The organism is Bifidobacterium sp. LH_491 (genome assembly GCF_056356495.1).
Map to the genome: position 1 here is coordinate 1,555,292 of NZ_JBKEUI010000001.1, position 13,758 is coordinate 1,569,049.

Annotated in this window: 10 protein-coding genes; 7 read left to right on the forward strand and 3 right to left on the reverse strand. The window is 53.8% G+C overall.

Translation table 11 applies throughout. The features are described from left to right. Nucleotides 1-13: 13 nt before the first annotated feature. Complete coding sequence (gene rpmH, locus AC1AWK_RS06045; RefSeq protein WP_476568981.1) at nucleotides 14-148, reverse strand: 50S ribosomal protein L34; 135 nt, start codon at nucleotides 146-148, stop codon at nucleotides 14-16. A 371-nt stretch (nucleotides 149-519) separates the two neighbouring features. Between rpmH and dnaA the strand changes: the two genes are divergently transcribed. The 7 genes from dnaA (at nucleotide 520) to AC1AWK_RS06080 (ending at nucleotide 11,037) form a co-directional block, all read left to right on the forward strand. Next, nucleotides 520-2,103: a chromosomal replication initiator protein DnaA gene (gene dnaA, locus AC1AWK_RS06050; protein WP_476569660.1), complete on the forward strand. Its 1,584-nt coding sequence runs from the start codon at nucleotides 520-522 to the stop codon at nucleotides 2,101-2,103. Nucleotides 2,104-2,519: 416 nt separating this feature from the next. After that, nucleotides 2,520-3,641, forward strand: a complete 1,122-nt coding sequence (gene dnaN / locus AC1AWK_RS06055) for a DNA polymerase III subunit beta (protein ID WP_476568983.1) — start codon at nucleotides 2,520-2,522, stop codon at nucleotides 3,639-3,641. A gap of 9 nt (nucleotides 3,642-3,650) precedes the next feature. Then, nucleotides 3,651-4,895 carry a DNA replication/repair protein RecF gene (gene recF, locus AC1AWK_RS06060; protein WP_476568985.1) on the forward strand — a complete coding sequence of 415 codons (1,245 nt, stop codon included), beginning with the start codon at nucleotides 3,651-3,653 and terminating at the stop codon, nucleotides 4,893-4,895. Then, entirely contained in the window at nucleotides 4,882-5,433 is a 552-nt protein-coding gene (locus tag AC1AWK_RS06065; protein ID WP_476568987.1) for a DciA family protein, read from the forward strand. Before recF ends, AC1AWK_RS06065 begins: the two co-directional genes overlap by 14 nt. A gap of 156 nt (nucleotides 5,434-5,589) precedes the next feature. Continuing rightward, on the forward strand, nucleotides 5,590-7,701 hold the full coding sequence (gene gyrB / locus AC1AWK_RS06070) for a DNA topoisomerase (ATP-hydrolyzing) subunit B (RefSeq protein ID WP_476568989.1): 2,112 nt from the start codon (nucleotides 5,590-5,592) through the stop codon (nucleotides 7,699-7,701). Nucleotides 7,702-7,756: 55 nt separating this feature from the next. Beyond that, nucleotides 7,757-10,414, forward strand: a complete 2,658-nt coding sequence (gene gyrA, locus AC1AWK_RS06075; RefSeq protein WP_476568991.1) for a DNA gyrase subunit A — start codon at nucleotides 7,757-7,759, stop codon at nucleotides 10,412-10,414. 74 nt (nucleotides 10,415-10,488) lie between these two features. After that, nucleotides 10,489-11,037, forward strand: a complete 549-nt coding sequence (locus tag AC1AWK_RS06080; RefSeq protein WP_476568993.1) for a DUF3566 domain-containing protein — start codon at nucleotides 10,489-10,491, stop codon at nucleotides 11,035-11,037. 65 nt (nucleotides 11,038-11,102) lie between these two features. On the opposite strand, the gene AC1AWK_RS06085 is transcribed toward AC1AWK_RS06080, so the two are convergent. Both AC1AWK_RS06085 and gdhA read right to left on the reverse strand, forming a co-directional pair. After that, entirely contained in the window at nucleotides 11,103-12,050 is a 948-nt protein-coding gene (locus AC1AWK_RS06085) for a DMT family transporter (protein WP_476568995.1), read from the reverse strand. 159 nt (nucleotides 12,051-12,209) lie between these two features. Continuing rightward, the gene (gene gdhA / locus AC1AWK_RS06090; RefSeq protein WP_476568997.1) at nucleotides 12,210-13,556 is read right to left on the reverse strand and encodes an NADP-specific glutamate dehydrogenase; all 1,347 of its coding nucleotides are present in this window, start codon (nucleotides 13,554-13,556) and stop codon (nucleotides 12,210-12,212) included. Nucleotides 13,557-13,758 lie beyond the last annotated feature (202 nt).

Below are 13,758 nucleotides of genomic sequence, written 5' to 3' on the forward strand. Positions count from 1 at the left end.
TGATGCGCCGCTATCAGGCGGACAGAGCCTTGCGACCCTTAGAGCGGCGACGATTGATGATCGCACGACCGGAACGGGTGCGCATGCGCAGGCGGAAACCGTGCTTCATGTGGCGACGGCGGTTGTTGGGCTGGAATGTCCTCTTCATAATAATGCTCCCGGTTTTTAGCCATGCAAAAGCACGGCTCCTCATGAGTCAAGCTCTACTACGTTACCTGTAGGCCAGTACCAAGTCAACACGCCCACCGCGTGTTCTGTCTATATGGTGGATAACACCCCCTTGCCGGTATCCACAAAAAGCCGCAATAATGCGGATAACTCACCCACATGTTATCCACAAACTACACACATGTGATTCTATTTTTCAATGTTTTCAACACGCCACACGGTGGATAACTTTGCTAAACTCCATACACCGGAGTAAATATGACCTACGGTATATACGACGACACCGTGAGACGAAGAAAAGGGGGCCAGATGGCAACCGAACATCTTGACCCCACTGCGCAAGCCGCAAATATATGGGAAAACGCGTATGAGATTCTCAAGCGCAACGGCTCGCTGACTTCGCGTCACAAGGGGTGGCTGGAAGGTGTTGTTCCCGAAATTACCTTTGATTCTACCATTGTGCTGCGCGTTGACAGCGTGGAAACCCAGCAGGCACTGCAGAGTGAGTTGAATCAGCCGATATTGCAGGCGCTGACCATCGTTACGGGCAAAGATATGTTCCCGGCCTACAAGGTCATGCCCAATATTGACAAAAAAACAGAAAACGTATCATCGAATCATGTCGGACCAACAGCTCATCAGGCACAACAAGCTCAGCCTACAGCGACAAACCGTACGCCAATCGTGCCCGACGAAGCTGCAGACACTACCGAATCATTCATCGACCGAGCTGAACAACATGAATCACAGCACGCCGACACTCCTCAACACGGCGATGCAACCGCTACCCAGGGTCGCCTGCCCATTTCAGTGGCCGCCCCGACTCAGCCCACACAGAATCAGGAATTTTCACCAAAAAATAGCCGACAGCACCGCGATCCGGAAACTCATCTGAATAAGCAGGCGACTTTCGATACGTTTGTACCTGGCGATTCCAACCGTTTCGCACGAACCGTGGCATTGGCCGTCGCCGAGGGCTCAGGGCGTGATTACAACCCGTTGTGTATTTATGGAGGATCGGGTTTGGGCAAAACCCATCTGCTGAATGCCATCGGCAACTACGCCTTGATGAAAGACAAGGACAGCAAACTCAAAGTACGGTACGTTACCAGCGAGGAATTCACCAACGAATTCATTGATGCTTTACAAAATCCCAGCCAAAGTCAGGGGCAAATCGCGGATTTTAACCGGCGGTATCGTGAGGTCGACGTGTTGTTGATCGACGATATTCAATTCTTAGGAGGCAAGGAAGCCACGCTGGAACAGTTCTTCCACACCTTCAATAGCTTGCAAATGGCCGGGAAACGTATCGTCATTGCCTCAGACGTGGCTCCAAAGAACCTAAAAGGCTTTGAGGCTCGTCTGATTTCCCGCTTTGAATCCGGGTTGACGGTGGATGTAAAGCCACCGGATTTGGAGACTCGCATCGCTATTTTGCGGCTGCGCGCCAGCATGAACCACACCAGTATTGCCAACGATGTACTCGATTTAATCGCCGAGCGTTGTACTGAGAATATTCGCGAGCTCGAAGGTGCATTAACCCGTATTTCTGCCGTGGCTTCACTGAGTAACCAGCCTGTTACCAAGGCTTTGGCCGAACAGACACTGCAAGATTTCTTTACTTCAGACATCGAGATTCGCCCCGTCGACATTATTAGCCAGGTGGCTCAGTATTTTCATTTGTCGTTTGACGATATCGTCGGGCGTTCTCGCCGGCAGAACGTGGTGCTCGCACGACAAATAGCCATGTATTTGGCACGTGAGACCACAAGCATGAGCTTGTTCGATATTGGTCAAGTTTTTGGTGGGAGAGATCACACAACAGTGATGCATGGTTGTACCCGTATTAGCGATGAAATGGGCGAACAACAAGAAATCTACGAGTACGTGATGGAATTGACTACTCGTTTGAAGCAGCACGCCAGCGAGCAATAGCTCAACACGACACGCGGATAAGTGCATATCTTCGAAGAAAGTTATCCACATAGTTATGCACAAATGTGCTTAACTACAGCGAATAACTCTGGTATAAGCCCCGATTTTTCGTGCACAACCTGTGGAATAATCCACTTTTCTTGTGGATAACAAAAACCGCAATCAAAGACGGTGGATAAACGCCTTACTTATCCACCGTCTATTCCGGAATATTCCCCAGTGCGTTATCCACTTCAACTCGCATGTTTACAACGCTTCTCACGCTTTTCCACATTATCCACCGCTCTTATTACTACTTTGATTCTCAAGTTATATTGAAATTTCATCATGAACATCATCACGGGCGAACGCCTGCGCGCAGCACGGAAATAAGCCAGCTAGAATGAAGCACAGGCACTTATGCGAAATGAGGAACTATGAAAGTCGAAATCAATTCCACGGCTTTGGCCGATGCTGTTGCGTGGACAACGCGCGTTATCGCCACTCGCCCGTCGAATCCAATTCTTACCGGTCTAAATTTGGAAGCTATTGATGGCACTTTGCAACTCAGTGCCTTCAACTATGAGATTTCCGCACGTCACCACATTGAAGCAGGTATTGACGAACCCGGCTCTATTTTGGTTCCGGGCAAATTGCTGGCTGACATTACGAAGTCGTTGCCTGCGGAGAAAACCTATCTATCGAGCAATGACACTACATTGACTATTACCTCGGGTAAGTCAACTTTTACCTTGCAGCTCATGCCTCAAGGTGAATACCCTGATCTTCCGGCTATGCCTGCAAAGCTAGGACAAGTCGACGCTTCCACATTCATTCAGGCTGTTTCGCAGGCTTGCGTGTCGGTATCACGAGACGAAGCCCGCTTGGTCCTTACCGGTGTTCGCGTGCAGGTTGAAGGCGACAAAATCGTCATGACCTCCACCGATCGTTATCGTTTGTCACGTGCCAGCTTCTCATGGTCGCCAGAACATCCCGACGCTTCCGTAACCACGCTGATCCGTGGAAGTCTGCTGCGCGATTTGGCCAGGTCGTTCGACGAACATCAGAACGTTATTGTGAATTACGATGTTGACAATGGCACAATGATGGGCTTTGAAAATGCTGGCCGTACCTCCACTTCGCAGCTGATTGATGGCGAATTCCCCTCGGTAGAGCGCCTGTTCGCCGACGAGTATCCCATTCACGCAGTATGTGACCGACAAGCTCTCATTGACGCCATCAAGCGTGTATCTTTGGTGTCGCGTGACGCCCCGATCCGCATGGTGTTCGAGGGCCAGGAAGTCACCTTGAGCGCTGGCGCGGTTGATGACGCTCAGGCTTCGGAAACCTTGGACATCGACAAGGATGGCGAAGATATCACCGTAGCGTTTAACCCCAATTATTTGATTGAAGGTTTGAGCGCGATCGCCGAACCGTTCGTGCGCATGAAGATGACCACCGCTGTCAAGCCGGTGGAATTCAACGGGCAACAGGAATCCGATGGCGACGAATCGATGGATTACCGCTATTTGCTTGTGCCCATGCGTTTCCCGAACTAATAGGTGTCCATGCGCGTTACTCGACTAGCGTTAGACCATTACCGTTCATGGGCGCATTGCATCGTGGACTTTGCCGACGGGGTAAATATCCTCGTCGGCGCCAATGGTCTGGGGAAAACCAATATCGTAGAGGCTTTAGAAGTGCTGTCCACCGGCAGCAGCCACCGCACGTCAAGCTCCTTGCCATTGATTCAGCGAGATTGTCATACGGCAACTATTAGGGCCAACGTGACATCGGATGACGGCGAGCAAACCACTACGTACGAAGTGAGCATTCGCGATCGCGGTGCCAATCGTGCACGTATCAATGGTGGCAATTCCTTGTATATGCGCGAGGTGGTGGGACAGGTTCCTTGTGTGACGTTCGCTCCTGAAGACCAACGTTTGGTCATGGGAGAGCCGGCATATCGGAGAGGTTTTCTTGATCAAACCGCCGCGTTGCTGGTGCCCGGATATGTGGCATTGATGCAGCAATTCACCCATATCGCCAAGCAGCGGGCTACGTTGCTCAAGCAACTGTCACAGCACGAGCATGGCATGCCGGTTGACGCCATGATGAGTGGTTTGGAAGTATGGACTGGACAGTTCGTGCAGGTCGGCATGGAATTAACCCGTTGCCGTTTAGATGTGATACGCCGTTTGGATAAGCCATTTCAAACGTGTTACCGTGATTTGGCCGGTGATACGCAGTGTGCGGGGCTACAGTATGAGCCATCGTTTGAGGAAGTCGTGCAGCGTGAGGATCCGGCACTTGAGATTAGCGCACATTTCCAGCGTTTATATGTGGGAGAAGTGTCCAGCGGCCGTAATCTGATTGGCCCGCACCGCGACGATATTCGTGTGCTGCTACGGGATATGGATGCGCGTGAATTTGCTTCCAATGGCGAGACGTGGACGCTGGCTTTGGCGCTGAAAATGGCGGTGTTTGAGCTTATTCATCGTGAGCGTGGTGTCATGCCGATGATGATATTGGATGATGTGTTCTCTCAGTTGGACGACAATCGGCGTCAGCAGATTCTTCATATGGCGTTGAACCAAGGACAAGTGCTGATTACTGCGGCGTCGGCGCACGATATTCCCGATATTGATGTGGCGGATTCGGCAATGCGGAACGCCCATATTATTGATGTTGCTCAATTCATCGATTGCAGTGGACACAATGATGTATTGGCATTGCCGGTAATGTCGCAAACGTTGTCCTCACCGGCATCGTCCGTTGAGGTGAAACAGGAACATCATCATGGCGAAGAATGAGCAGTCGAGAGAAACGGCGGCGCGGCAGGACGCTACACATCATATGAAACATAGTGCCGAACAACGCGGCAGGCATCGCGATATGCCGGTTTCTGCAATGTTGCATATGGATGAGCGCAAACTGCCGGAATTGCTATTTCGTCGCTTTGCCAAGCGAGGCATTATGCTTGGCGACCGTCAGTGTCGACAGGAACGTAGCTGGCAGAGCTTTGGCAAGCCTGGACGTGATCCGTTGACCGTGGGCGGTGTGATGAACACGTTGGCCGCCACGCGCGGCTGGACCACACAATTGAGTATTGCCGGACTGAGATATCGATGGGATACGGTGGTGGGAGCCGATATTGCTGCACATTCGTATGTCTCATCGTTTCGTGATGGAGTGATGGTGATTTGTGCCGATTCTCCGGCGTGGACCACCCAATTATCGTATATGAAACATCAACTTCAGCATGCAGTCGCAGAGCGTCTGCCAGATATTGAGGTCGTAGATATCGTGGTGACTGGCCCACAACATCAATATCGACGTTTTAAGCGATGAATGCAAAAATGCAATAATTGTATGCCGCGGGCATAGCGCCGCAAAGTCTTTGTAGCCTAGTAAGATATCGGATAGTATGGTTACGTGCCTGTAAGAGCCCTTTACGGGCTTTGTAGGGCATAATGCCCACGCAAATTACCTTCGTGCGCGGGCAAAATGCAGGAAGGAACATCTGTGTCAGACCTGGAAGCAGATTCGCTGAAGGATTCCGTCGAGAACCAGAACGATGACGTTGCCGCAGACCTCGACAATGCTCAATTGGACGATTCCCTGGCTCCCGAACATTACGACGCCAGTGATTTGAAAGTTCTTGAGGGCCTTGAGGCTGTGCGTATTCGCCCCGGCATGTACATTGGTTCGACCGGCCCTCGAGGCTTGCATCACTTGGTGTATGAGATCGTCGACAACTCCGTGGATGAGGCGTTGGCTGGTTTCGCTTCGCATATTGAAGTCACGATTTTGCCGGATAACGGCATTCGTGTGGTCGACGATGGTCGAGGAATCCCCGTTGACGAAGTGCCCGGTGAAGGGGTTTCCGGCGTGGAAACCGTCATGACCAAGCTGCATGCCGGCGGTAAGTTCGGTGGCGGTGGTTATGCGGTGTCCGGTGGTTTGCACGGTGTGGGTATATCCGTAGTGAACGCGTTGTCGACCCGAGTGGACATCGAAGTGCGTCGTCAGGGCTTCTACTGGACACAGACTTACATCAACCAGAAGCCTACCGCACGCTTGCAACAGGGTGCTCCTATGGGTGAAGACGAGTCGACAGGTACATCGGTGACGTTCTGGCCGGATGCGAAGATTTTTGAAACCACTATTTACGATTTTGAAACGTTGCGTTCGCGTTTCCAGCAGATGGCCTTCTTGAACAAGGGTCTGAAGATCTCGCTCACCGATTTGCGTCAGGTCGATCAGGCTGGCGACGAGGTGGCCGGAGACGGAGACAATGTAGTCGAGGAACTGCATCAAAGCGTGACGTACCAGTATGACAATGGCATCAAGGATTACGTCGATTACTTGGTCAAGTCCCGCAAAGCCACGCCGGTTGAACCGGACGTAATTGATTTCGAAGCGGAAGATCTGAAAATCGGCATTTCCGCCGAAATCGCCATGCAGTGGACCACGGCGTATTCCGAAGCCGTGCATACCTTCGCCAACACGATTTCGACCACCGAAGGCGGCACCCACGAAGAGGGCTTCCGTGCGGCGTTGACGTCGCTGGTGAATCGTTACGCCCGTGAGAAGAACATTCTTAAAGACAAGGACGATAACCTTTCCGGCGACGACGTGCGCGAAGGCTTGACCGCAGTGGTGTCGGTGAAGCTTACCACGCCGCAGTTCGAAGGCCAGACCAAGACGAAGCTGGGCAATTCCGAAGCCAAAGCATTCGTACAGCGTGTGATGACCGACCGATTGGGCGATTGGCTGGATTCGCATCCGAACGAAGCGAAGAACATCATCCAGAAGGCCATCGAAGCGTCCCGAGCCCGTATCGCCGCGAAGAAAGCGCGTGAAAACACCCGTCGCAAGTCGATTTTCGAAACCGCAGGCATGCCGGACAAGTTGAAGGACTGCCAGTCCAATGATCCGAGCGAGTGCGAACTGTTCATCGTCGAGGGTGATTCCGCAGGCGGCTCCGCCATTCAGGGTCGCAATCCGATTACGCAAGCGATTTTGCCGTTGCGTGGCAAGATTCTCAATACGGAGCGCGCCTCTATTGACCGCATGATGAAGTCCGACACCATTGAGTCGCTGATTACCGCTGTCGGCGGTGGTTACGGCGAGGACTTCGATATCAGCAAGGTGCGTTATCACAAGGTCATCATCATGGCCGATGCCGACGTGGACGGCGCGCATATCGCTACGCTGAACCTGACGCTGTTCTTCCGCTACATGAGGCCGATGATCACCGCCGGATATGTGTATGTCGCCATGCCTCCGCTGTATCGCCTGAAGTGGACGAAGGGCGCGCATGATTTCGTGTACACCGATGCCGAACGTGACCGTGTGCTCGCCGAAGGCAAGAAGTCTGGACGCCAGTTACCCAAGGGCGAAGGTATACAGCGTTACAAGGGTCTGGGCGAGATGTCCTACCAGGAGTTATGGGAAACCACCATGGATCCCGAGCACCGTATTTTGAAGCAGATTCATATCGAAGATGCGGCGCAGGCCGACGAAACGTTCTCCATGCTAATGGGCGATGAAGTGGAACCGCGGCGACTGTTCATCCAGCGCAATGCTCACGACGCCCGATTCATCGATGCCTGATCGACGGGCAGTAGGAACCCCACGTAACGCTCGATGACGAAAAAGGACTGAAACAGTGGTAGACGAAACAAGCAACAACGAAGAAACCCAGCTGCCGTCCGACGGTTCCATGGAACCGCTGAGCCCGCAGGAAACCGACAAGACGGATTACGGATTGCTTTCCGGACAGCGCATTCAGCCGATGGATCTGCAGCAGGAAATGCGCGAATCATACCTGGCATACGCATTGTCGGTTATTGTTGAGCGTGCGCTTCCCGATGTGCGCGACGGCATGAAGCCGGTGCATCGTCGCGTGGTGTATGCCATGCATGACGGTGGATATCGTCCTGACCGCGGATACAACAAGTGTTCCCGCGTGGTCGGTGACGTTATGGGTAAGTACCATCCTCACGGCGATGCCGCGATTTACGACACCTTAGTTCGTATGGCGCAGCCATGGTCAATGCGTTATCTGTTGGTCGACGGACAGGGTAACTTCGGCTCCCCCGGCGACGATCCCGCGGCAGCCATGCGATACACCGAATGCCGTATGGCCCAGCTGGCCACGGAGATGGTGCGCGACATTGACAAGGACACCGTCGATTTTGTGCCTAACTATGACAGCAAGACACAGGAACCTACGGTGCTTCCTGCCCGGTTCCCGAACTTGCTGGTGAACGGTTCTGCAGGTATCGCCGTTGGTATGGCCACCAATATTCCACCCCATAACATGCGTGAAGTGGCCGATGGCGTGCATTGGGCGCTTGATCATCCCGAAGCATCTCGTGAAGAGCTGCTCGAAGCGTTGATTCAACGCATTAAGGGACCTGATTTCCCCACTGGTGCCACCATCTTGGGCCATAAGGGCATCGAGCAGGCGTATCGCACGGGCCGTGGTCTGATCACCATGCGTGCGGTGGTGAACACCGAGGAAATCAAGGGCCGCATGTGCTTGGTGGTGACTGAGCTGCCGTATCAGGTCAATCCTGACCGTTTGGCCGCCTCCATTCGTGAAGCGGTGCGTGACGGCAAGATCCAGGGCATCGCGGATATGCGCGACGAAACCTCCGGTCGTACCGGTCAGCGTTTGGTGCTGGTGCTCAAACGCGACGCTGTGCCGAAGGTGGTGTTGAACAACCTGTATAAGCACTCGCAGCTACAGCAGACGTTCGGTGCGAACATGCTTGCATTGGTCGATGGCGTGCCGCGTACGTTGAGCCTGGATGCCTTCATCCGTCATTGGGTGCAGCATCAGCTGGAAGTCATTGAACGCCGTACCCGTTATCTCAAGCGTGAGGCCGAAGAACGCGACCATATTTTGCAGGGCTACCTCAAGGCCTTGGATATGATCGACGAGGTTATTGCCTTGATCCGCGGCTCCAAGGATGTGGAAACCGCGCGTACCGGCTTGATGGATCTGCTGGATGTGGACGAAGTGCAGGCCGATGCGATCCTGGCCATGCAGCTGCGTCGTCTGGCCGCGCTGGAACGGCAGAAGATTCTCGACGAGCACGAGGAACTCATGCGCCGCATCGCCGATTACGAGGACATTCTGGCCAAGCCGGAACGTCAGCGCAAGATCGTGGGTGATGAGCTCGATGAAATCGTGGCCAAGTACGGTGATGACCGTCGCACCAAGATTTTGCCGTATTCCGGCGAAATGAACGTCGAAGATCTTATCGCCGAAGAAAACGTCGTGGTGACCGTCACCCATTCCGGGTTCATCAAGCGCACCAAGGCCGATGAGTATCGTGCCCAGCACCGTGGCGGCAAAGGCATCAAGGGTGCGAAGCTGCGCGAGGATGATGTGGTCGACCACTTCTTCCTGACCTCGACGCACAATTGGCTGCTGTTCTTCACGAACAAGGGTCGCGTGTATCGCATCAAGGCCTATGAGCTCCCCGAGGGATCTCGTGATTCCAAGGGACAGCATGTGGCAAACCTGCTGCAGTTCGGGCCGGACGAGACGATTCAAACCGTGCTGTCCATTCATGACTACGAAGTCGCCAAGTATCTCGTGCTGGCCACACGTACCGGCAAGGTCAAGAAAACCGCACTGGCGGAATATGATTCGCCGCGACAGGGTGGTTTGATTGCCGTACGCCTTATGACCGACGATCGTACCGGTGAGACGGTTGACGAGCTGATCGGCGCCGCACTGTGCAACGCTGAGGATGACATTATCCTGGTGTCGAAGCAGGGCATGAGCCTGAAGTTCCGCGCCGACGATGGACAGTTGCGTCCGATGGGACGCCAGACCGCCGGTGTGCAGGGCATGAAATTCCGTGATGGCGACGAGTTGCTGGCCATGGACGTGGTGCCCGCTGACAGCGAGCAGGATCTGCTGGTCGTGACCAACGAAGGCTTCGCCAAGCGTACGGCGTTGAGCGAGTATCGTCTGCAGGGCCGCAACGGCTTCGGTATCAAGGCGTTGCAGCTGGCGGAAGGCCGTGGCATGTTGGTCGGTGCGCTCGTGGTGAACGAAGATGACCAGGTCATGGCGATTATGAAGTCCGGCAAGGTGATTCGTTCCGACGTGAGTGAGGTCAAGCGCACTGGCCGCACCACGCAAGGCGTGACCCTGGCCAAGCCCGACAAGAACGATGAGATCATTTCCATCGCCCGCAATGAGGAACGCGATGAGGAAGAAGCTGAGGCCGTATCCGCAGAAGGACAACCTTCTGGCGAAGCAGCGGTTCAAGCTTCCGAGACAAGTGTTGAATCAGCGCAATAATCCGGTTGGCATCGTCAAGGAACGCTGATAATCTCGACATTTAACGGGTATGGACGAAACACCAAGGAGTAATGATGAACGACAATCTAATGGATGGTGTTCAGCACGGTGTAGTGCCGCCGACGATCGATAATGGTCGCGCGGCACGCTCGGTGGCTGGTAATGCCACACATTCCTCCGCTGGTTTTGACACTGTGGTACGTGTTCCTGCCGATGATGCGGCGTCCCGTCAGGTACGCTCCGCTCGCCGTGGTACGCCGCGTGCTCGTCGCATGAGTCTGTCACTCATCCATTTGGATGTGTGGTCGGTGTCCAAGGTGACGTTCCTGCTGGCGGTTGCCGGCGGTATCATCCAGGTTGTTGCCGCAGCCTTGGTCTGGACGCTGCTGAATGTGGCCGGCGTATTCGACCGGATTACGCAAATCTTCTCCTCCACTGGTTTGGACACTGGAGGACTAGACCTGACCAACATCCTGTCCTTGGGGACTGTGGTGAGCGCCGTGACCATTTTCTCCATTGTGGAGGCGGTGTTGGTGACACTGTTGGTTGCCATTGTGACGTTGTTGTATAACGTGGTGAGCAATCTGGTAGGCGGCATTCATATGACCTTGGGCGACGACTAAACAATCCGACATGCGTGAGGGGGCGGCACATCCAACATGTGCCGCCCCCTCACGCATGAGTGTCGTTATTGTGATATCGCCGTTTTGCGCTGTGGCAAACGGAATTCGCTGAGAATAATAGACGCGAAAATCAATATAAAGCCAATTGCCATCATTGCCGTAACCTGTTCGCCGGTGATAAATACGGAGAACAGCACACCAAACAAGCTTTCGGTGCATAGAATCAGTGATCCTTGTGCGGAAGGCACACAAGCAAACGCCACGTTTTGGAATGACTGGCCAACAATGGTGGACAGCACAACCAAATATAGCAAACTCCATGTAACGGTCGGCGTGAACCAATTGGCTTGTGGCATCGGTTCAAACAACAAGGCGCCGCCAATGAACAACACTGCGGAAATGGCAAATTCGTAGAACGTCAACGTCATGGCGTCATACACTTTGGCCAACATGCCGCTGAGTGCAATATTGATGCCGAACAAGACACCGCCGGCCAAAGACACCAAATCGCCCGCATTGAATGCCAATGACGAACCACCATTGAGGGACACGAATCCAACGCCAACTAGACAGACCGTGGCAGCAACAAGATTTTGCGCCGTCGGACGTTTATGCAACATCACCCAAATCACAAATGGCACCACCACGCAGTACGTGGCGGTAAGGAAGGAATTGCGGCCCGGTGCGGTAAGTTCCAGACCTTTCATTTGCACCAAATATGCCGCCCAATAGGTGATGCCTAGGAGCAGGGCGGGAATGAGAATCTGCGACACCGGTATGCGGCGAATGCGGCGCATGGTAATCAAGCCCACGGCAATCGCTCCAAAGGTAAGGCGAATCGCCATCACCCACTGCAACGACATGGTGTCCATCGCCAAATCGGCAAACGTATATCCGCCACCCCACACGGCGGATGTGATTATCAGCATGATGTAACCCATCCATACCGGCACGCGAATATGGCCATTGGTGTGCCCTACAGGTTCTAGATGCTTCTTGCTTACAATACTCACAGATTGTATGGTAAGACCTTTTTGCGCATCATTCCACTTCGTGGTGAGTAAATATAGAAAAACCACCCGCATGTTTGTTGATGCGGGTGGCAAAAACCTAGTAAATGTTGGTTTTGTGATGTCGTAACGTAATAAAGTTTCCGACACGCGGCATAGTATCTACAGAATGCCTTGGGCGACCATCGCGTCGGCAACCTTGACAAAGCCAGCGGCGTTGGCGCCGAGCATCAGATCGCCCTCATGACCATATTCCTTGGCGGCGGCCAGCGAATTGGCGACGATGTTCTCCATGATGCTCTTCAGCTTGGCGTCGGTTTCTTCGAACGTCCACGAGAGACGATACGAGTTTTGGCTCATCTCCAAGCCGGAGACGGCGACTCCGCCGGCGTTCGCAGCCTTGGCTGGGCCATACAGCACGTTGTTGTTCTGATAGACGGCGATGGCTTCCGGTGTGGAAGGCATGTTCGCGCCTTCGCACACCACGGTGCAGCCATTGGCTACCAGCGTCTTGGCGCTGTTCTCGTCAATTTCGTTTTGCGTGGCGCATGGCAGCGCAATGTCACAGGGTACGGTCCATACGCCGGAGCAACCCTCGTGGTATTCAGAGCCGGGCACGCGATCCGCGTACTCCTTGATGCGGCCACGGTGGGAGAGCTTGATATCTTTGACGACATCGAGTTGAATACCGTTCGGGTCGTAAATGTAACCGTTGGAATCGGACGCCGTCACCACCTTGGCGCCCAGTTGCTGTGCCTTTTCCGTGGCAAAGATCGCCACGTTGCCCGAACCGGAAATCGCCACCGTCTTGCCTTCGAAGGAATCGTTGCGTAGGACGCGTAGTGCTTCGGCGGTGTAGTAGCAAAGGCCATAGCCGGTGGCCTCGGTGCGAGCCAGCGAACCGCCGAATTCCAAGCCCTTGCCGGTGAGCACACCGGAATACTCGTCGCGGATACGCTTGTACTGGCCGAACAAGTAGCCGATTTCACGGCCACCAACGTTGATATCGCCAGCCGGAACATCCGTAAACTGGCCGATGTGACGGCACAGTTCCGTCATGAAGGCCTGGCAGAAGCGCATGACCTCGGCGTCGGACTTGCCCTTCGGGTCGAAGTCGGATCCGCCCTTACCGCCACCCATTGGCAAGCTGGTGAGGGAGTTCTTCAGAATCTGCTCGAAGCCAAGGAACTTCACCACGCCTTCCGTGACGGTCGGGTGGAAACGCAGACCGCCCTTATATGGGCCGATGGCGGAGTTGAACTGGATGCGGTATCCGCGGTTTACCTGTACCTTACCGGCGTCGTCAGTCCAAGCGACACGGAATTTGACCACGCGTTCCGGTTCTACGATGCGTTCCAGTACGCCGTTGGCCTCATACTCAGGGTGCTTGTCGACAACGGGTTCGAGGGTTTCAAACACTTCGCGCACAGCCTGCAGGAATTCGGGCTGATCGCCGTCGCGCTCCTCGACTTGGGCATACACACGCTTGATATATTCATTGGTGAACATAATCGCTCCTTAAGCTCCAGTTCCAACAAACGCGTTCATTCTATGGGGCGTATGTTTCGACATCCCAAACAGTGTTCATTATTCGATATTTGGTGTGAGAATGTTGGTGTGTCTGATGGCTATTATTAGTTAAGAGTATTAATATTTTATTTGGGGTGATGCAATGGGGCTATCACATCCATTGTGGACTCTGTTCTCAACG

Excerpts from the sequence above, each read along its gene's own strand:
- rpmH (WP_476568981.1), bottom strand. The coding sequence starts at position 148 with ATGAAGAGGACATTCCAGCCCAACAACCGCCGTCGCCACATGAAGCAC.
- dnaN (WP_476568983.1), top strand. The coding sequence starts at position 2,520 with ATGAAAGTCGAAATCAATTCCACGGCTTTGGCCGATGCTGTTGCGTGG.
- recF (WP_476568985.1), top strand. The coding sequence starts at position 3,651 with ATGCGCGTTACTCGACTAGCGTTAGACCATTACCGTTCATGGGCGCAT.
- AC1AWK_RS06065 (WP_476568987.1), top strand. The coding sequence starts at position 4,882 with ATGGCGAAGAATGAGCAGTCGAGAGAAACGGCGGCGCGGCAGGACGCT.
- gyrB (WP_476568989.1), top strand. The coding sequence starts at position 5,590 with ATGCAGGAAGGAACATCTGTGTCAGACCTGGAAGCAGATTCGCTGAAG.
- AC1AWK_RS06080 (WP_476568993.1), top strand. The coding sequence starts at position 10,489 with ATGAACGACAATCTAATGGATGGTGTTCAGCACGGTGTAGTGCCGCCG.
- gdhA (WP_476568997.1), bottom strand. The coding sequence starts at position 13,556 with ATGTTCACCAATGAATATATCAAGCGTGTGTATGCCCAAGTCGAGGAG.